Source organism: Clostridium carnis (assembly GCF_054657435.1).
In genome coordinates, this window is the sequence record NZ_BAAHYS010000001.1 from 1,309,385 (window position 1) to 1,328,889 (window position 19,505).

Genomic DNA, 19,505 nt, shown 5'->3' on the forward strand with positions numbered 1-19,505 from the left:
TTACATTTCTCCCTCCTTTCGTACTTCATCAACCTTATTTCTTATTGCTTCCCAAATTTCATCATTATCCTTTTTTAATATAATCTTATGCTTATTATCTTTTATTCCTGTATCAAATTGACATACAGAAGAGTAATCACAATAAGTACAATAATTAGTTTGTTTTGATTTACATGGCTCTATTTTAATTTCTCCACTTAACATTTCTTCACATATTTCAACCATCTTATCATTAACATACTCTCTAAGTAAATCAAATTGCTCTTCTGTTATTACAGAGCTTTTACTTGAAAAATCTCCATCCTTTTTAAAGGTTGCTGGTATAACTAATGAGTATGTTTCCATGCTATTATCCATCGCTCTTATAAGTTTAGGATCTTTTAATAATAATCCATTCATTTTTAATTTTTCTAAGACCTGCTTTTCTATTTCTTCTTCTAACAACTCTTTTTTTGATTTAATTATTGGATCATCTATTCTAAAGTATAATATTGCCCCTGGCATAGCCTGCCTCTCTAAAATATATTTAGAATTTTTTATAAGCGCATCTAAATAAACTAAAAGCTGAATTTGAAGACCATAATATAATTCATTTAAATCAAATTTCTTTGATCCTGATTTATAATCTACAACTTTTATATAAGTATTACCATCCATATCTAAAGTATCAATCCTATCAACTCTTCCTACTAAATATATAACTTCATTAGATGGTAATACTATTTTTATAGGCCCTCCATCACCAAAGCTTCCAAAAGCAAATTCATTTTTAAATACTTCAAATTCTCCCCTTTTCATTTGCTCTGAAATTACCATTACTGATTTTGTTATTGTTCTTTTAAATCTATCTGAAAAATATTGATACTTCTTATTACTATTTAATATAGAATTTTTATCTTCTGCTAATTTTAAATCTACCAAATTACCTATAATACTTTTACATCTTTCTTTATTTAAATCTGACCAAGCTATTTTTTCATTTTTAACTTTTGTAGTAAATTCATCTAATATTTCATGCATAAATGAACCTAAATCTGGTGCTGTAAACTCATATATTTTTCTATCCTTAGCCTTTAGACCATATTGGATATAATAACAAAATGGACATTGTGCATATTTTTCTATCCTAGAAACACTTAATGTAAGTTTTCCATTTTCATTAGCATATAATTTTTTTATTTTTTCTCTAGGCATTTTTTCTACTAAATTAGAATAAGTTAACCCCTTAAACATTCTTCTAGATTTTTCTTTAAATTCTTCGTTCTCTTCAAACCATTTAAAAGCTTGTGCCCAATAATCTTCTATACTTTGTTTTTCATACTCCATTCTTAGAGATGTTATAAGTTCATTAAAAGTTGGTATTGGTGCTGTTATTTTATTGAACTTATCACTTATATTTTTTTCATTATATATTTCACTCTCTTCATTTACATTAGGAAGTATTTTTTTTAGTCTAGGAATTATTATTGAAGGTCTTAAGGATTTCCCTTCAAAATCTGCCATAGGATAACTCACCATTAAATATCTAGAAGGTATTGTTAAGGCTGTATAAACCATAAACTGTTCTTCAAAAGCTCTACTTTTAGTATCTGCTGCAAGTTGTATTCCTAATTCCTTAAGCAATAATCTTTCTCTATCTGATATAATTCCCTCTTCTTTATTAGTAGCTGGTAAAACTCCATCTGTAACCCCTACTAAATATAATGCCTTTACTTCTCTCCCCTTTACTCTAGCTATATCCCCTATATTAACTTGATCTAAAGCCATCGGAATAACTCCAACTTCTTGTTCCTCAAATCCAGAAACTAATATTTTCGTAAAAGCCTTTATATCCATAACTTCATCACCAAGAACCTCTACTGCTTGATCTAATATATCAATTACTATATTAGGAACTTGATTATATTCCTTTATTTTGTCTTGAAGTCCTTCTTTATCAAATTCTTCAAGCCAAATTTCCATTGTTTCAAAAACCTTTAAATCAACTAAAAATTCATATAAAGCGGTTGATAGTTCTCTTACACTACGTTCTCCTGTTACTTTACTATGTAAAGACATTAAAGGACTCCTAATCTCTTGCATAATTTCTTTAATTAATATTTCATCTTGTGATATTTCTTCACCATTTTTATCTAATAATTCTCCTGTCCACTTATATCCCTTTATGCCATTAGCTAAAACATAGTTTTCTAGCATATCTATATAGTTTGTATCAATATTTAAAAGTCCACTTTTTAAATATTTAAATACACTTTCATAAGACCAATTTCCTATTAGTATTTCAAAGGCTGATATTATTAAAATGACTAATGGATTACTTAATATTTCTCTTTTCTTATCTAGGAAAAATGGTATATTGTATTCATTAAAAATTACAGTTGTTATTTTTTCATATGAATCTATATCTCTGCATACTAAGGCTATATCTTTAAACCTATAGTTTTTATCTCTAACTAAAGTGATTATGTCCTTTGCTATTGTTTCTATTTCATCATAGCTATTGTTAGCCTTATATATTCTTATATTTTTATCATTTCCTTTATATTCTCTAAATGGATAAGTAAAAAAATGTTTTTCTATATGTGCTAAATCACTACTTTCTTTAAACCTATAAGGAATTCCTTTATTTAAGTTTATAGGCTCCATATAACCTATATTATTATCTCTCATCATATTTAAAATTTTATTTTCAGTGTTTTTTATAGCATCAAATATATCCGTCTCATCACTTAAAGTACCACCACTTAAACTGTCACAACATAATGTAATATTTATAGTTTTAGCTATTTTTGATAAAACTTTTATTACATCTAATTGTTGAGGTGTAAATGTAGTAAACTCATCTATCCATATTTCTGAATCTTTATAAATATTACATTCACTTAATTTTTCAGCTAATATTGTTAACTCATCATCACTATCAATATAGCTTTTATGAAGTCTTTCATTAAAATTATTAAATAATAGCTTTAAATCATTTATCTTTTTTCTTAATTCTTCATCTCCTATGTCGTTTTCTTTCATTTCAAGTATTTCCGTGGAAATATTATATTTTTTGAACTCTGTTATAGTCTTTGATACTATCCCTGTAAATCCTTGTTTTTTAGCCATCTTGTTAAAGTATTGAAGCTCATTATCCTTATCTTTTAATAATTTATTAATTATCATATTTTTTCCAGAATCCTTTAATAAGGACCTAGTTCTTCCACCACATTCATTAAATACTCGATGCGTCATTCTTTTAAAGCTTAATACCTCTGCTCTTAAAAGACCTTTTTCACCTACTATATCTAAGAGCTTCTTTTCTGTTTGAAATGTATATTGTTCAGGAACTAATAAAATTAACCTGTTATCTTTATCATTACTTATTTTTTTATTTATTTGTTCTAAACAAAATCTACTTTTTCCACTTCCTGCTCTCCCAAAAATAAATCTTATTCCCATACTTCGCCTCCTTACAAATGATTATTTTATAACATATATTAATTATTACCTTTATTTTAATTTAAATTCTTTTGATAATATCCCCATAATAATTGTATCTAAGTATTCTCCCTTAATATAATATTTACTTCTTCTTAATCCCTCTTCTATAAAACCACACTTTTTATAACAATTAATAGCTCTTTTATTTTCGCTAACAACTTCAAGTTCAATTTTATGTGCTTTCTTTTTATCAAATAAGAAGTTACATATTGTTCTAATGGAGTCCTTACCGTATCCTTGTCCCCAATATTCTCTTCCTATAGTTAATCCAATTGAATATACATCTATAGTATAACTATTTTCTTTATAATAAATATATCCAATTACATCTCTTTTTCTATTTATAATTGCTAATTCCTTTTTATTCGGCCTTGTAAAATGATGAAATCTACTTACTATTTGATCTTTAGTTGGAATATCAGCTTGTCCACCATTGTATTTTAACACTTCTTCATCAACACATATGTTGTATAAGGTTTCTATATCTTCCTTTACTACTTCTCTTAAATATATTTTTTCTCCATATATCATAACCTTTTACCCCTCTCTAGCTAAATATTACTGATACTTAAATGATACTCTTATTTGTTTAAATTTACTAATTTCAATTTATCTTTTACTACCCTTTACACCAAATAAAATTTCATATTTGCTATTCTACTTCATAGAACTTTAATTTCTTTAAAATTTTACCCATTATAACAACTCTTAGTATTAAAACCATAATTAAGTTATTTTCAATTTAGATATTGATATAACTTCCTAAAAAAAAGACTCGGCACACTTGCCGAGTTTATTTCTATAATATTACTTCTACACCAAAATGATCTGAAATAATTATCTTATTTTTTTTATTAAATATTACTTTTGAAGAAGTTATTTTACTATATTTATTAGAAGTTAGTATAAGGTCTAGTCTTTTGCTTTCTTTACACTTTTCCCAACCATCAATCTCTCCATCTACAGTTATACCTGAATCCTTTTTGGTAGCAATTAAAAATGTATCTACAAGCCCAAGTCCTATTAAATAATCATATCCTTCATTTCTTACTAATGCATTATTATTAAAATCTCCCATAATAAAGCTATTTTTCTTAATGTTTTTTATTAACATATCTGCCTGATATTTAAAAGGTTCGTAAGTATCTCCCCACCATCCTAAATGACAACTTAGAAAGCTGTACTCTTTATTATCTATGCTAATTGTAGCTTCTATTATATTTCTGCTTCTATAATTATTTTTATCACTACTTTGTGAAACATAGAATGATCTACTTTCTTTTATTTTGTGCTTTGTTACTATAGCTAATCCCTCTTCATATATATCATAACCTATATGTGAAAAATCCCATACAAAGGTATAATCATATTCACCTAAAGCTTCAAGTTCTTTCTTTAACAAGTACACAAAATTGTCTTCTCTAATATTTTCATAAAGCAATTTTGTATCAACTCTTTGACTTACTTCTTGTAATGCTATAACATCATACTGCTTTTCTTTTATTGTCTTAGCTAAATATTTAATTTTATCTAGTTGATCTTTCTCTTGCCATGAATGACAATTTAGTGTTAGTAATTTCATTTTTAAACTCCTAATATATCTTGGATATTTGATTTTAATACATCTGCCTTTGGTCCATATATTGCTTGAACACCTTTATCTCTTAGTATTAGTCCAAGTGCTCCATTTCTCTTCCATTCTTTTTCATCTGCTACTAAGCTAATATCCTTTACAGTAACTCTTAAACGAGTCATACATGCATCTATATCTTCTATATTATCTTTTTCTCCTAATAATGATATTATACTTACTGCTTGTAAGTCATTCGAGCTTACTGATGATTTATTTTCTATTTCTTCATTTTCTGAATCAATATAATTCCCCTTACGACCTGGTGTTGGTATATTGAACTTCTTAATTAAGAAATTAAATATTGTAAAGTTTAATCCAAAGAATACTCCACAAGTAATAATAAAGTTTATTAAATCTTTTACTAAACCTGCATTAACCATCATCGGAACACGAGTTACAAATTCGATAAATCCAAATGCATGTACTCTTAAATTAAATATATCTGCTAAAGCAAATCCTATACCTGTAATAATAGCATATGCAACATAAAGTATTGGAGAAATAAACATAAACATAAATTCTATTGGTTCTGTAACACCAGTTAAAAATACAGCTAAAGCTGCTGAGAAAAATATTGTTTTATACTTCTTTTTCTTATCACTATCTACATTCTTATACATTGCACAAGCCACACCAATTAGTGATGCTGAAGATAGAATTACTTGTCCCATTTTAAATCTTGCTGGTACTACTGATGTTAATAAATTATTATATTCAGCCATATTTCCTGTATCTTTTAAATTAATTAAATCTGTAATCCATGCTAACCATAATGGATCTTGTCCTGCAACCATTGTTCCAGCTGCTGGTCCTGTTAACATTTGATATACTCCACCTAACTCTGTATAGTTTACTGGTACCGTTAACATATGATGTAATCCAAAAGGTAATAATAAACGCTCTAATGATCCATAAACAAATGGTGCTAATATTGGTGCTGTATCCTTTGATTGTGCAAGCCAAACACCAAAGCTATTTAATAATCCTTGTATAAAAGGCCAAACAATTGCTAATACAATTGCTGAAACTACTGATCCAACAATAACAACAAAAGGTACAAATCTCTTTCCATTAAAGAAGTCTAGTGCTTTAGGTAATTTATTATAGTTATAATACTTATTGTATAATGCAGCCCCTAAGAAACCTGCTATAATTCCTACAAATACACCCATATTTAATGTAGGTGCACCTAATATATTTGTAAAGTAATCTGGTACTACTAATGCATTTCCAAATAGTGAATTTACTGTAGCAGATTTATCTGCTAACATTGCTGTATTAACTCCAAAAATTGCTCCTGTCACACGATTAATTAATATGAAAGCTAATAATCCTGCAAATGCCCCACCTGATCTATCCTTAGCCCATGATCCACCTATTGCTACTGCAAATAAAACATGTAAATTTCCTATAATAGCCCAACCAATATCCTCCATAACTCTTGCAATTGTATCTATAAATGCTATATCAAATGACATTCCTATTAACTTTCCAATTGATATCATTAGCCCAGCTGCAGGCATAACTGCAACTACCACTAATAATGCTTTCCCGAACTTTTGCCAAAAATCAAATGAAATTAATTTTCCTCTTTTATTTGTATTCCCCATAGTAAAATTCTCTCCTTCATTAATTATTTAATAAATTCTATACATTCTCGCTTCATAAGGCTTTAATGTAAATTTAGTTATTGTTTTATGCTCTTCTACATTATAATTATTTATTAATAATCCATCATAATTTAACTTACATTCATCGTATCTATATAAAACTTTATTTTCTGATAAGTTAACTATTACTAAGTATTTCTCATTATCTAAAGTTCTAGTATATGCATATATATTTTCATTATCTTCTAATATTAAATCATAAGTTCCATATACAAGAGTAAGATTTTCTTTTCTTGTATTTATTAACTTCTTATAAAAATTTAATATAGACTTTTCATCACTTATTTGATTTTCTACATTAATATTTACATAGTTTTTATTAACTTTAATCCATGGATTACTTTCTGTAAACCCAGCATTATCACTTGAATCCCATTGCATTGGTGTACGTGAATTATCTCTTGATATTGTCCATAAAATCTTTAATGCTTCTTCTTCAGTATATCCTTGCTCTATCTTCTCTTTATAAATATTAATTCCCTGTATATCATTATAATCATTTATATTATTAAACTGTACATTAGTCATTCCTATTTCTTGACCCTGATATATAAATGGAGTTCCTTGTTGCATAAAGTACATTAATGCAAAAGCTGTTGAACATTCTCTCCAATATTCCTTATCATTACCCCATCTTGAAATTACTCTTGGTATATCATGATTTTCAACAAATAAAGCATTCCATCCTTTTCCTTCTAATCCCTTTTGCCATTTTGTTAATGCTTTTTTACACTCTTTAAGTGCAAATGCTTTTCCTTCTTCTAGATCCCATAATTTTAAGTGTTCAAATTGGAATACCATATTGAATTTTCCCTTATCTTCACTAACCCAAAGGTCTCCTTCTTCAGCACTTACTCCATTTGCTTCTCCAACTGTCATTATGTCATACTTATTAAATGTCTCTTCTTTTAATTCTTTTAGGAAATCATGTATTCCATCTATATTCATATGCTTATCAAAGGAATTTACATATTTAAGTTTTTCTGGATTAGGCATATCATTTAATCCTTTTTCCTTTTTTATATGGCTAATTGCATCAACTCTAAATCCATCTATACCTTTATCTAACCACCAATTAATCATTTTGTATATTTCTTTTCTAACTTCTGGATTTTCCCAGTTTAAATCAGGCTGCTTTTTACTAAATAAGTGTAAGAAATATTCATTAGTATTTTCATCATATTCCCACGCTGATCCCTTAAAGATACTTTCCCAATTGTTTGGCTCTAATCCATTCTTTCCTTCTCGCCATATATACCAATCTCTTTTAGGATTTTCCTTAGATGATTTAGACTCTATAAACCATTTATGTTCATCACTAGTATGATTTACAACTAAATCTATTATTAATTTCATTCCTCTATTATGAACTTCTTTTAATAGTTGATCAAAGTCATTCATATTTCCAAAATCACTCATAATATCTTGATAATCACTTATATCATATCCATTATCATCATTTGGAGATTTATACATAGGGCATATCCATATAACGTTTACTCCTAAATCTTTTAAATAATCTAACTTTTCTATAATCCCTTTTAGATCCCCTATTCCATCATTATTTGAATCCTTAAAACTTCTAGGGTATATTTGATATCCAACTGCTTCTTTCCACCATATACGCTTCATTTTTACCTCCACAGAATCTACTCATCTTTATGCAAACGATTGCCTAATGCTTAAAAAGATATGTACAGCTTTGACTGTACATTCTTCTATACACAGATTCTACTCTGTTCTCTATTAATATAAACATTTTTTCTATTACTAATTCTATTACTACTTGCTTTCTAGTATAGCTAAAGCTGCTGCTCCTAAAACTCCAGCTTTTCCACCTAATATAGCCTTTTCTATTTTGCAGTTTTTAGAAATTGTTCTTAATGCTCTTCTTTGCATTTCTTCTTCTATTTTATCAAAAACAATTCTTCCAGCATTACTTACTCCCCCACCAAGAACAACCTTGTCTGGATCAAATATATTAGCTATATTTGCTACTGTAATTCCTAGATATGATAAACAGTCATTTAAAATATCTTTTGCAACCATATCTCCTTTTTCTGCTTCTAAGAAAACTTCCCTAGCTGTAACTTCTTCATAATTTTTTAATGCTGTATCTGCATTACTAGCCACAGCCTCTCTAGCTCTTTTCATTATTGCTGTTCCTGAAGCTACACTTTCAGCACAGCCTGTATTACCACAGCCACATCTTGGGCCACCCTTCATTACTGTCATATGTCCAACTTCTAATGCATTTGCTGTGCTTCCTCTAAATAATCTACCATTTATTATTGCACCGCCACCAATTCCAGTACTAACAGTGATAAATACCATGTTATTACTTCCTTGTCCTGCTCCAAACATAAACTCTCCTAATGTTGCAACATTTGCATCATTATCTAAATAAGTATCTACTCCGTATTTTTCTTTTATAGGCTTTACTATATTAAAGTTTTTAAATGGTAAATTTGGTGTATATACTATTAACCCTTTTTCTACATCTAAAGGTCCTGGTGATCCTACTCCAATTGCCTTAACTTCATTGATATTGGTTCCCTCTAATACGTTATCTATTGTGTGTAGTATATTTTCTAGTATAGCTTGTTCGCCTTTTTCTGCTTCAGTTTTTATTGTTATTTCTTTTTTTACGTTTCCTTCTAAATCAACTAATGCAGTGTAAATTTTAGTTCCACCTAAGTCAACTCCAACTACATATTTCTTTTCCATTTTAATCCCCCTAGATATATTACTACTAACTTAAAAGTCCATTAAAACCTTTTCTTAACTTTTTCTCTTATCATTGAATTTAGTATAGCATCTCCAGAAATTGTTTACAATTTAATTAGAGACCATTTTCAGCTATATTTTTTGATTTTTAAAAGTTATCTTCTTTTTACTTACTTATATAAAGTTTTATGCAAGCGATTGCATTTACTGCTACCTTATTTTTTATTTAAAGATTCTCTCTCCACTAATTCTGTATCTATAATATAATATCTATGATCTGTTTCTCTTTTCTCAAGTTTATCTATTAATAGCTTAGTTGCAAAATATCCTAGTTTTTCAGAATTAATATCTACAGATGCTAAAGGTGGATTTTGATATTTTGCTAATGGTGTATTATTAAATCCAGCCACTGCTACATTATTTATATTCAATTCATTTAAAGCCTCTTGAACTCCAAAGGCTAATAAATCATCTGTTGTTACTATTGCTGTTGGAGAGTCTTTCTCAAATATATTTTTAGTAGCAATATAACCTTCTTTTTGAGTAAAGTCCTTCATTTCTAATAAAAAATTATTATTTAATTTTATTCCTCTACTTGCTAAGGCCTGTATATATCCATTCAATCTATCTTTAGATACATTTAAGTTTTCTTTAGCTCCTATAAAAGCAATTTCTTTATGACCTTTATCTATTAATATATGTACTAAGTTATACATAGCTTGAAAATTATCATTATCTACCCATAATACTCCATCTATTTCTTCCGGTCTTCCTATTACTACAAATGGACAATTTGTATCTTTTAAATAATTTATACAATCATCATTTTCTTTTGATGTTAATAAACAAATTCCATCTACTAAATTGCTATCTATAAATTTTTTAGTCCATAAATCATCTTCATTTTTTCCTGAATCTTTAAAGGCGTACATTATATAATAATTTTCACTTTGTGCACTTATACTTATTCCTTTCATAGCCTGAACAAAGAACGGATTAGAAAATATATCTTCCGCTTCTTCTGGTAAGACTACTGCTAATATTCTAGTTTTATTATTAGCTAACCCTCTTGCAATAATATTAGGCGTATAATTTAATTTTTTTATAGCTTCATTTACTCTTATTTTAGTTTCTTCACTTATTTTATGACTATTTGATAATACTCTTGATACTGTTGATGGTGCAACATTTGCTTCTTTTGCTACATCTTTTATAGTAACTTTCATATAATCCCTCTTCTCCCGAAATCCTTCTATTAAATTATAGTATATTATAAATTTAAAATAAATATTAAAAATTTACTTAATACAATCTTTTAAAATATATATTTTAAACTTTATAATTAATTACCTTAACTAAAAACTTCTTTAAAATAAAAAAACATCTAACTTTCGTTAGATGTTTTGGCGGAGAAACCGGGATTTGAACCCGGGCGCCAGTTGCCCGACCTACGCCCTTAGCAGGGGCGCCTCTTCAGCCACTTGAGTATTTCTCCATGTGCCTTCTTATATTTAAAATATAATGGCGGAAAGACAGGGATTCGAACCCTGGGTACCCGCAAAGGTACGCCGGTTTTCAAGACCGGTGCCTTAAACCAACTCGACCATCTTTCCACATTTATCGCCTTGCGACAAATATTATTATAGCAACCACTTAACTACCTGTCAACATTTATTTTAAAATTTATATAACTTTTTTAATGTTATCTAACCTATATAACTAAACACCCATAAATATATAGTAAAACATAGAATTTATTTTATTCTTTAGGAAGTTAGTTTTAACATCATTATTAAACTACTCCAACTTAGCTATTAATATAATTTATTAAATAAAAAAAACACCTAGCTAAGCTAGATGTTTTCTTTTGGCGGAAAGACAGGGATTCGAACCCTGGGTACCCGCAAAGGTACGCCGGTTTTCAAGACCGGTGCCTTAAACCAACTCGACCATCTTTCCACGTTTATCGTCTTTCGACAAATATTATTATATCATTTTTTTTTATTATGTCAACACTTTTATAAAATTATAAAAATAGAGAATATACTTTTATTCATATTCCCTATTTTTATTATCTATTTATTATTCTGAAAGTTCACCATGTTTTTCATATCTAGTAACTCTACTTATTCTATTCTCATCATTTACAAATACTACTCTAGGTTTATGATCTAAGACTTCTTCAGAATCTAATTGACAGTAACTCATTATTATTATTCTATCACCAACTTGCACACATCTAGCAGCTGCTCCATTAAGACATATAAGTCCTGATCCTCTTTCCCCAGCTATTGTATATGTTTCAAATCTACTTCCATTATCTATATCAACTATTTGAACCATCTCATATTCTAATATTCCAGCTGCTTCAAGTAATTCCTCATCAACTGTTATACTTCCAACATAATTTAATTCCGCCTGTACTACTTTTGCTCTATGGATTTTTCCTTTTAACATATTTAACTTCATTTTTTTCCCTCACTAAACCTCATATATAAAATTATCTATTAATCTTGTTTTCCCAAAATATACAGCTATAGCTACCAATACACTATTTCTTATATTATTAATGGCTTCTATAGATTCAGCTTCTACTATTTCTACATAATCTATCTTAGCTAGTGGCTCTTTTTTTATATTTTCTATTATTATATTTTTTAGTATTTCACTATCTCTAATTCCATTATCTAAAGCTGTCTTACACTCTTTTAAGGATTTATTTAATATAATAGAAGCGTTCCTTTCTTCTAAAGATAAATAGGTGTTTCTTGAGCTTTTAGCTAAGCCATCCTCTTCTCTTACTATTGGGCAACCTACTATTTTTATATCAATGTTCAAATCTCTTACCATTCTTCTTATAACAGCTAACTGTTGTGCATCTTTTTCACCAAAATAAGCCCTATTTGCAGGTATTATGTTAAATAATTTTGCTACTACTGTACAAACCCCTGTAAAGTGAGTTGGTCTACTTTTTCCACATAACCCTTTTGTTAATCCATTCATATTTATAAACGTTGAAAAGTTATCAAAATACATCTCTTTATTTTCTGGATTAAATATTAAATTTGCTCCTGCATTGCTACAAATAGAGATATCCCTTTCTAAATCCCTAGGATATTTATCTAAATCCTCTTTTGGTCCAAACTGTATCGGGTTTACAAATATACTAACAACAACTTTATCATTTTCCTCTACTGCTTTCTTTATTAAACTTTCATGTCCTTCATGCAAATATCCCATTGTAGGTACAAATCCAACACTTAATCCTTCTCTTTTCCATTCATTAACCTTATTTCTAACGTAATCTATACTTCCTGAAATTTTCATATTTTCTAATACCCCTTATTAATATAACTTTTCAATTACTTCATCATTAATTTTAAAGCTATGAACATCTTCTGGAAAAATTCCATCTTTTACTTCATCTATATATTTTTTAAATGCACTACTCATACTTTCTCCTAAATTAGCATATTTTTTAACAAATTTAGGGGTAAAATCATTAAACATACCTAGCATATCCTGATATACTAAAATTTGACCATCACACTTAGCTCCAGCACCAATTCCTATAGTAGGTATACTTATCTCTTTAGTTATTATTTCTGCAAGCCTCTCAGGTACACATTCTAATACAACAGCAAAAGCTCCTGCCTTTTCTACCGCCTTTGCCTCTTCTATTAATCGTCTTGCTGCATCTTCACTTTTTCCTTGTACCTTAAATCCACCAAATGCATTAACTGATTGAGGTGTTAATCCTATATGTGCCATAACTGGTATAGAAGCTTTAACTATTGCGTCTATCTTATCACATACTTCTATTCCACCTTCTAATTTAACTACATTAGCTCGTCCCTCTTTTATAAGTCTTCCTGCATTTACTACTGCATCATAAGTTGATGTTTGATATGACATAAATGGCATGTCAGCTACAACTAAAGTATTTTTTACTCCTCTACTAACTGCTTTAGTATGATGTATAATATCTTCCATTGTTACAGATAATGTATCTTCATAACCTAGACATACCATTCCTAAGGAATCTCCTACTAGTATTCCATTTATGCCAGCTTCATCTATTAATTTTGCTGTTGAATAATCATATGCTGTAAGCATTGTTAATTTATCATTTTTATTTTTTGCCTCTTTAAATGTAACTATTGTATTTTTCATTTTAATCCCCCTAAATACCCTTCTAAATTATCATAATTCTTATCAATATTTTTTCTTTTAGCTATATCTAAAATACTTAAAGATAACAATTTATATATCTCTAATTCCCGTTCATGCAAAAAAGAACAGTGTTTTTTTATAGTTTCTAAATCGCCTCTTTCTATTGGACCTGTTAAACTTTCTAATGCCCCTTTTTCCTTTATATTTTTAATATTAAACTCTATTAATGGATATAATGCTTCTATTGCTTCATTTTCATTAAACCCACACTGTTCTAATGTTTTTATACCATTATTAATAAGACCTAATACTAGGTTACTTACAATAACAGTAGAACTATGATATAAAGGCTTATTTTCTTTGTTTATAATTTTAACTTTGTTTCCTAAGGACATTATTTTATTTTCTATTTCTTTTAAGTACTTTTCATGTCCCTCAATAGTAATAAATGCTTTTTTTAGAGATTTATAAGAATTATGCTTGTCTGAAATTGCAAACATAGGATGAATAGAATACCCATAGGCACCATATTGATTTATATTTGAAAAGATATTTGAAGATAATGAGCCACTACAATGGCAAATTAATTTATTTTTAATAGACAGTTTATTTACTTCATTCCAAACCTCTTTGATTTTATCATCAGGCGTAGTAATGAATATAGCATCACTTTCACGTACTATATTTTCTAAACTTTTATATTGACTTGTATTTGTAAAAATTGAAGCTCTATAAGATGAGTCTTCACTTTTGCTATAGTATCCAGTTACTGAGATATTGTTTTCCTTTAAATATTTTCCTATGGAAAATCCCACTTTCCCAGCACCTATAAAACCTACATTTATAATTATCACCTCCTATACTAGAGTGTGATACTATTTAGTCTCATTCTTCCGATATGAGCTGTCTAATTAAAATTATCAAATATAAAATAATGGTGTAGTTTATTCTAATACTACCCAGATAAAGATTATCATATATTGTATATAATTTCAATTATTAACATGTATTATAGTTGTAAAGTTACATTTTATTTACATAATAAAATAAGTTAAAAGGACCAATATACCTTTATTAAAGTAATTATTCCTTTTAACTTATTTATTATTTATTATTTAGTTATTTTTTCACAGTTCATAAATCTTCTTAAAGCTTCTGGAATTTCTACTGTTCCATCTTCCTTTTGGTAATTTTCAAGTATAGCTGCAACTGTTCTACCTATAGCAACTCCTGATCCATTTAATGTATGAACAAATTGTGGCTTATCTTTTGGAGTTTCTTTGTATTTAATATTAGCTCTTCTAGCTTGGAAATCTTCAAAGTTTGAACAACTTGATATTTCAACATATCTATTGTAACTTGGCATCCATACTTCAATATCATATTTTAAAGCAGCAGTAAACCCTAAATCACCCTTACATATTCTAACTATTCTATATGGTAATCCTAATCCTTGTAATACTGACTCAGCATCTTTAACTAATTTATCTAACTCTTCATAACTTTGTTCTGGCTTACAGAACTTAACTAATTCAACTTTATTAAATTGATGTTGTCTAATAAGTCCTCTTGTATCTCTTCCTGCTGATCCAGCCTCTGCTCTAAAACAAGCTGAATAAGCTACATGTTTAACTGGAAGTTCTTCTCCTCTAAATGTTTCGTTCCTATACATATTAGTTACCGGAACCTCAGCTGTTGGTATTAAGAAATATCCATTGTTTTCAACCTTAAATGCATCTTCTTCGAACTTAGGTAATTGACCTGTACCAGTCATACTTTCTCTATTAACCATAAATGGAGGTAATACTTCTTCATATCCATTTTCAAAAGTATGCTTATCTAAGAAATAGTTTATTATAGCTCTTTCTAATCTAGCTCCTAAGCCTCTGTACATAGTAAATCTTGATCCTGTTGTCTTTCCTGCTCTTTCAAAATCAAGAATATTTAAATCTGTTCCTAAATCCCAGTGAGCTTTTGGTTCATATGCAAATTTAGTTGGTTCTCCCCATCTTTTAATTTCTACATTATCCTCATCAGTATCTCCTTCTGGAACTTGTGGATTTGGTATATTAGGCATTCTTAACATTATATATTCAAGTTTAGCATCTATTTCAGCAACTCTTACATCATCTTCTTTTATTTTATCACCAAGTTCTCTCATTTCTGCCATTATAGCTGTAACATCTTCACCGGCTTTTTTTAATTTTGGTATTTCAGCTGAAACTTGATTTCTTTTACTTTTTAAAGCTTCAACATCAACTAATATATTTCTTCTTTCTTCATCTAAAGCTATAATTTCATCTATAGTTGATTCCTTAAAATCCTCACCTCTATTTGCTAAAGCTTTTTTAATTTCATCTGGATTATTTCTAATTCTTTTTAAATCTAACATTTTTATATCTCCTCTCGCATAAAAGTTATTTTTGTAAATAAAAAAGAGCCTCTCTCCCAAAAAGGGACGAAAGACTCCGCGTTGCCACCCTAATTAATAGTATTATAAAAATACTATTCTCTTAAAAACTTTAACGGTTAAATCCGTACTGCTCATCACAGTCCCTCCAAGGTGGATTCATAATATTTTACTATCGATTTACACCAACCATCGACTCTCTTAAAGCAAATAATATTATTACTAGCCTTTTCATAGGTTTAATATTTTGTTTAAGATAAATATATTATAATTACTGCTATATGTCAATATTTTACTAGTTTTTTATTTATCCTTTTTTATATTATTTACTATTTTAAATTATTTATTCCTTATCTAAATCTCTTGTGCAAATAATATCTACCCCAGTATTTAAAACATTTCTACATATTATATCTCCAACATTTATAGGTACACTTGCATATAACCTACTTAAAACTTTAGATAATTCTATCCATAATGTTTTCTCTACAGGTTCACTACTTTTCGCAGGTACTACCTTATATCTTTCACTACCCTTAACACGAATTACAGATGTAAAAATATCCTTGTTATTCATATTCTCCTCCAAAATTTATACCTCTTCAAACTCTTTTATTCTTCCAGATATAATCCTAGAATTTTTAGAGTCATTAACTATATCTGTAGTCTTTTTATCTAGCTCCCTAGCTAGGATTTTTATTATTTTTTCATAACAATACGCTCCATGGCAACTACCAAATCCTGCTCCTGTTCTTCTTTTAACACCTTCAACCGTTCTTGCTCCTAAAGGTCTTCTAATACAATCAACAATTTCACCTTCTGATATATTATTACATACGCAAATTATTTTACCATATCTTTTATCTAAAGCTATTATTTCATTTAATTCCTTTTTATTAAGTTCTCTAAACTTATATACTTCTCTTCTCTTATCTAAAAAATTCTTTTTTAATGTACACTTTAAATTATTTGCTATTGTATCACAAATCATTTTAGCAATAGCAGGCGCAATTGTTATCTTGCCATAATGTGTTCCTGTAACTCTTATATATCCTCTATCAATTTCACTATCATCTATAAGCATAGAATCTTTATCATAGCTTTCTCTAAATAGATTGTTTATATTACTTTTATCTAAATTAATTAATAAATTATTAGCATAATTTAAATTATCATCTAAACTAGTTTTTTCTGTACTTTTTATTCCAATTAACGATCCAGTACTAGTTGTTGGAGTACTTAAAACAAATGTATCTTTATCAAAGGTTTCTATTACTATTTTATTTAATTTATTGTTATAGTTATCATCCACCAATAAATAACTCATATTTTTAAATTTATTTCTATCATTACAAACTTCTTTATCTTTTACAATCCCATTTTCCTGAATATAAATTTCATTTGGTATAGTATTTATAACAACCTTACATGAAAATTTATTCTTATTTGTTGTTACCCTAAACCCTTTAGTTAGATTTTGTATATTCATTACTTCTTCTTCTAATCTAAAAATTACCCCATTGTCTGAAGCTACTTCAGCATATGCAATTGCTAAATCATAAGGTGCAACAATTGCTACATTTTCAGAATACAAACCTTTTTTTATATTCATATTTATATTAGGCTCTATATCATATACATCCTTGTCATCAATAAGATATACTCCATCTATTCCTCTTCTTATTGCTCTTTCATACATTTCATTTAACTTTTTCACACCATTATCATCATTAACAACCCTAAGTGCACCTATCTTTTTAAAAGGAACTTTAAATTTTTCACAAGTTTCTTTTAATATATAGTTTCCTATATATTCAAGTCCAGCCATTACATTATCTGAAGTTTCTGATCCATCATATACAACTGATGTATTAACAAATGATATATCATCTGCAATATCATAATCCTTCTCTATAACTGCTATATTAAAATTATACTTAGATAGCTCATAAGCAACAGAGCAGCCTATTATTCCACCACCTAATATAAGAATATCATAATCCATTATTCTCAAATCCTCCTAAAAATTTATAGTGAAAAACCCTTTTCTTTTAACTCTAATTTTATACTTTCCATGTTCTCCTTAGAATCTACAGATATTGTATGAAGATGAATACCATTAGTAAGATTTGAAAGTGGACTAACTTCTTTAAATACTTTTTCAAATTTATTTAAATCATTAAGATTTTTTATCATTAAATTTCCTCTTATCTCTCCATACAAGGGATGTTCTATAATAACATCTTCTATAATCCCACCATACTTAACTACAATCTCTAATTCTTCTATAGTTTTTTCACTTGTGTGATTTACAGCTATAATTGCTTTTACTCTATTTACATCCTTATTGTATATATACCCATCAGGAGTAGCTATTATATTTTTACCTGAAGCTCTTAATATTGCTATATCCTTAACTATTACCTGCCTAGTAACATTAAACCTATTTGCTAAATCAACTCCCTTTATAGCTTCATTACTACTTACCAATATCTTTATTATCTGTTCTCTTCTCTCTATAGATTTCATTCTTCACCTCAAGTTTAATTTTTATTATCACATTTACTTATTATATCCAATATTTTATTATTTTCACCTATATCGCTATGATGATGATATTTTACCACTTCTAAAATTTCATTATCATAGTTGTAATTCCTTAATATATCTGCTCCTATTTTAGGATGATTATAATATATATCTATTTGCTTTATATTATCATATTTATTAATTTTCCCCTTAGTAGCTTTATCTAATAAAACTACCATTGACTTCTCCATAACATTCAAATGAAATTTACTTTTTCCTATATCATGTAATAATGCTGCTTTTCCAAGCTTAATCTTATCTACATTAATTTTTTTTTCATCTCTCATAATCATAGAATCCTTACAAACTCTTATACAATGATGCTTATCATTATGCTTAAGCTCATTAAAAAGTTTAATTTCATCTTCACTTAAATACTTTCTTATATAATCGTAATCTATTTTCTTAAATAATGAACTACATGCCCATAAAAATTGCTTAACTCTATATAAAGCCATACACTTCACCTTTTTTCTATTAAGTATATAAAAATAATACCATTATATATTTTTATTATCAATTTATATAACAAAAAAAGCTACGAAATACTTCGTAGCTTTTACTTGGTGGAGGTAAAGGGATTCGAACCCTTGACCCCTTGCGTGCAAGGCAAGTGCTCTCCCAACTGAGCTATACCCCCAAATATGACCTAGCGACGTTCTACTCTCCCACACAGTCACCCGTGCAGTACCATCGACGCTGTAGAGCTTAACTGTCCTGTTCGGAATGGAAAGGAGTGTTTCCTCTACGCCATCATCACTAGATGGTTTGAGATTCTAAATCTCTGATTTAGCTATCGAAACCACTCAGCTGTGCT

16 protein-coding genes, 4 tRNA genes, 1 rRNA gene and 1 other annotated feature are annotated in these 19,505 nt (G+C 28.4%); all 21 genes read right to left on the minus strand.

What is annotated here, in order from left to right:
• Positions 1 to 3,444, minus strand: coding sequence for a helicase-exonuclease AddAB subunit AddB (gene addB, locus ACYQ1T_RS06020; protein WP_459832929.1), 3,444 nt, complete (start codon positions 3,442 to 3,444; stop codon positions 1 to 3).
• A gap of 51 nt (positions 3,445 to 3,495) precedes the next feature.
• On the minus strand, positions 3,496 to 4,017 hold the full coding sequence (locus tag ACYQ1T_RS06025; protein WP_459832932.1) for a GNAT family N-acetyltransferase: 522 nt from the start codon (positions 4,015 to 4,017) through the stop codon (positions 3,496 to 3,498).
• A 268-nt stretch (positions 4,018 to 4,285) separates the two neighbouring features.
• The gene (locus ACYQ1T_RS06030; RefSeq protein ID WP_459832935.1) at positions 4,286 to 5,068 is read right to left on the minus strand and encodes an endonuclease/exonuclease/phosphatase family protein; all 783 of its coding nucleotides are present in this window, start codon (positions 5,066 to 5,068) and stop codon (positions 4,286 to 4,288) included.
• A 2-nt stretch (positions 5,069 to 5,070) separates the two neighbouring features.
• Complete coding sequence (locus tag ACYQ1T_RS06035; RefSeq protein ID WP_459832938.1) at positions 5,071 to 6,729, minus strand: PTS transporter subunit IIBC; 1,659 nt, start codon at positions 6,727 to 6,729, stop codon at positions 5,071 to 5,073.
• A gap of 27 nt (positions 6,730 to 6,756) precedes the next feature.
• Complete coding sequence (locus tag ACYQ1T_RS06040; protein WP_459832940.1) at positions 6,757 to 8,421, minus strand: glycoside hydrolase family 13 protein; 1,665 nt, start codon at positions 8,419 to 8,421, stop codon at positions 6,757 to 6,759.
• Positions 8,422 to 8,571: 150 nt separating this feature from the next.
• Complete coding sequence (locus ACYQ1T_RS06045; protein ID WP_459832942.1) at positions 8,572 to 9,516, minus strand: ROK family protein; 945 nt, start codon at positions 9,514 to 9,516, stop codon at positions 8,572 to 8,574.
• Positions 9,517 to 9,731: 215 nt separating this feature from the next.
• Positions 9,732 to 10,742, minus strand: a complete 1,011-nt coding sequence (locus ACYQ1T_RS06050) for a LacI family DNA-binding transcriptional regulator (protein WP_459832944.1) — start codon at positions 10,740 to 10,742, stop codon at positions 9,732 to 9,734.
• A gap of 178 nt (positions 10,743 to 10,920) precedes the next feature.
• Positions 10,921 to 11,011 (minus strand) — tRNA-Ser (locus ACYQ1T_RS06055).
• Positions 11,012 to 11,038: 27 nt separating this feature from the next.
• Positions 11,039 to 11,129: transfer RNA gene (locus tag ACYQ1T_RS06060), tRNA-Ser, on the minus strand.
• Between the two features lie 255 nt (positions 11,130 to 11,384).
• Positions 11,385 to 11,475, minus strand: a tRNA-Ser gene (locus tag ACYQ1T_RS06065).
• 123 nt (positions 11,476 to 11,598) lie between these two features.
• Entirely contained in the window at positions 11,599 to 11,985 is a 387-nt protein-coding gene (panD, locus tag ACYQ1T_RS06070) for an aspartate 1-decarboxylase (protein WP_459832947.1), read from the minus strand.
• Positions 11,986 to 11,997: 12 nt separating this feature from the next.
• Positions 11,998 to 12,843 (minus strand): pantoate--beta-alanine ligase, encoded by an 846-nt coding sequence (gene panC, locus ACYQ1T_RS06075; RefSeq protein WP_459832949.1) that lies wholly within the window; start codon positions 12,841 to 12,843, stop codon positions 11,998 to 12,000.
• 18 nt (positions 12,844 to 12,861) lie between these two features.
• Positions 12,862 to 13,689 (minus strand): 3-methyl-2-oxobutanoate hydroxymethyltransferase, encoded by an 828-nt coding sequence (gene panB / locus ACYQ1T_RS06080; protein ID WP_459832951.1) that lies wholly within the window; start codon positions 13,687 to 13,689, stop codon positions 12,862 to 12,864.
• Positions 13,686 to 14,543: a Rossmann-like and DUF2520 domain-containing protein gene (locus ACYQ1T_RS06085; protein ID WP_459832953.1), complete on the minus strand. Its 858-nt coding sequence runs from the start codon at positions 14,541 to 14,543 to the stop codon at positions 13,686 to 13,688. Before ACYQ1T_RS06085 ends, panB begins: the two co-directional genes overlap by 4 nt.
• A 257-nt stretch (positions 14,544 to 14,800) precedes the next feature.
• Positions 14,801 to 16,081 carry a serine--tRNA ligase gene (gene serS, locus ACYQ1T_RS06090; RefSeq protein WP_459832956.1) on the minus strand — a complete coding sequence of 427 codons (1,281 nt, stop codon included), beginning with the start codon at positions 16,079 to 16,081 and terminating at the stop codon, positions 14,801 to 14,803.
• A gap of 59 nt (positions 16,082 to 16,140) precedes the next feature.
• Positions 16,141 to 16,343, minus strand: a binding site (T-box leader).
• Between the two features lie 99 nt (positions 16,344 to 16,442).
• Positions 16,443 to 16,676 (minus strand): DUF1667 domain-containing protein, encoded by a 234-nt coding sequence (locus ACYQ1T_RS06095; RefSeq protein ID WP_459832958.1) that lies wholly within the window; start codon positions 16,674 to 16,676, stop codon positions 16,443 to 16,445.
• A gap of 15 nt (positions 16,677 to 16,691) precedes the next feature.
• A complete protein-coding gene (locus tag ACYQ1T_RS06100) occupies positions 16,692 to 18,104 on the minus strand; it encodes an NAD(P)/FAD-dependent oxidoreductase (RefSeq protein WP_459832961.1) in 1,413 nt (470 codons plus the stop codon).
• Positions 18,105 to 18,127: 23 nt separating this feature from the next.
• Positions 18,128 to 18,628: a transcription repressor NadR gene (locus tag ACYQ1T_RS06105; protein WP_459832963.1), complete on the minus strand. Its 501-nt coding sequence runs from the start codon at positions 18,626 to 18,628 to the stop codon at positions 18,128 to 18,130.
• A gap of 14 nt (positions 18,629 to 18,642) precedes the next feature.
• A complete protein-coding gene (locus ACYQ1T_RS06110) occupies positions 18,643 to 19,146 on the minus strand; it encodes an HD domain-containing protein (protein WP_459832965.1) in 504 nt (167 codons plus the stop codon).
• Positions 19,147 to 19,252: 106 nt separating this feature from the next.
• A tRNA-Ala gene (locus tag ACYQ1T_RS06115) sits at positions 19,253 to 19,328 on the minus strand.
• Positions 19,329 to 19,335: 7 nt separating this feature from the next.
• Positions 19,336 to 19,452: ribosomal RNA gene (rrf, locus tag ACYQ1T_RS06120) — 5S ribosomal RNA — on the minus strand.
• Positions 19,453 to 19,505 lie beyond the last annotated feature (53 nt).

Excerpts from the sequence above, each read along its gene's own strand:
- ACYQ1T_RS06100 (WP_459832961.1), bottom strand. The coding sequence starts at position 18,104 with ATGGATTATGATATTCTTATATTAGGTGGTGGAATAATAGGCTGCTCT.
- panC (WP_459832949.1), bottom strand. The coding sequence starts at position 12,843 with ATGAAAATTTCAGGAAGTATAGATTACGTTAGAAATAAGGTTAATGAA.
- ACYQ1T_RS06050 (WP_459832944.1), bottom strand. The coding sequence starts at position 10,742 with ATGAAAGTTACTATAAAAGATGTAGCAAAAGAAGCAAATGTTGCACCA.
- panD (WP_459832947.1), bottom strand. The coding sequence starts at position 11,985 with ATGAAGTTAAATATGTTAAAAGGAAAAATCCATAGAGCAAAAGTAGTA.
- ACYQ1T_RS06045 (WP_459832942.1), bottom strand. The coding sequence starts at position 9,516 with ATGGAAAAGAAATATGTAGTTGGAGTTGACTTAGGTGGAACTAAAATT.
- ACYQ1T_RS06110 (WP_459832965.1), bottom strand. The coding sequence starts at position 19,146 with ATGGCTTTATATAGAGTTAAGCAATTTTTATGGGCATGTAGTTCATTA.
- ACYQ1T_RS06105 (WP_459832963.1), bottom strand. The coding sequence starts at position 18,628 with ATGAAATCTATAGAGAGAAGAGAACAGATAATAAAGATATTGGTAAGT.
- ACYQ1T_RS06025 (WP_459832932.1), bottom strand. The coding sequence starts at position 4,017 with ATGATATATGGAGAAAAAATATATTTAAGAGAAGTAGTAAAGGAAGAT.
- ACYQ1T_RS06035 (WP_459832938.1), bottom strand. The coding sequence starts at position 6,729 with ATGGGGAATACAAATAAAAGAGGAAAATTAATTTCATTTGATTTTTGG.
- ACYQ1T_RS06095 (WP_459832958.1), bottom strand. The coding sequence starts at position 16,676 with ATGAATAACAAGGATATTTTTACATCTGTAATTCGTGTTAAGGGTAGT.
- serS (WP_459832956.1), bottom strand. The coding sequence starts at position 16,081 with ATGTTAGATTTAAAAAGAATTAGAAATAATCCAGATGAAATTAAAAAA.
- ACYQ1T_RS06040 (WP_459832940.1), bottom strand. The coding sequence starts at position 8,421 with ATGAAGCGTATATGGTGGAAAGAAGCAGTTGGATATCAAATATACCCT.
- addB (WP_459832929.1), bottom strand. The coding sequence starts at position 3,444 with ATGGGAATAAGATTTATTTTTGGGAGAGCAGGAAGTGGAAAAAGTAGA.
- panB (WP_459832951.1), bottom strand. The coding sequence starts at position 13,689 with ATGAAAAATACAATAGTTACATTTAAAGAGGCAAAAAATAAAAATGAT.
- ACYQ1T_RS06030 (WP_459832935.1), bottom strand. The coding sequence starts at position 5,068 with ATGAAATTACTAACACTAAATTGTCATTCATGGCAAGAGAAAGATCAA.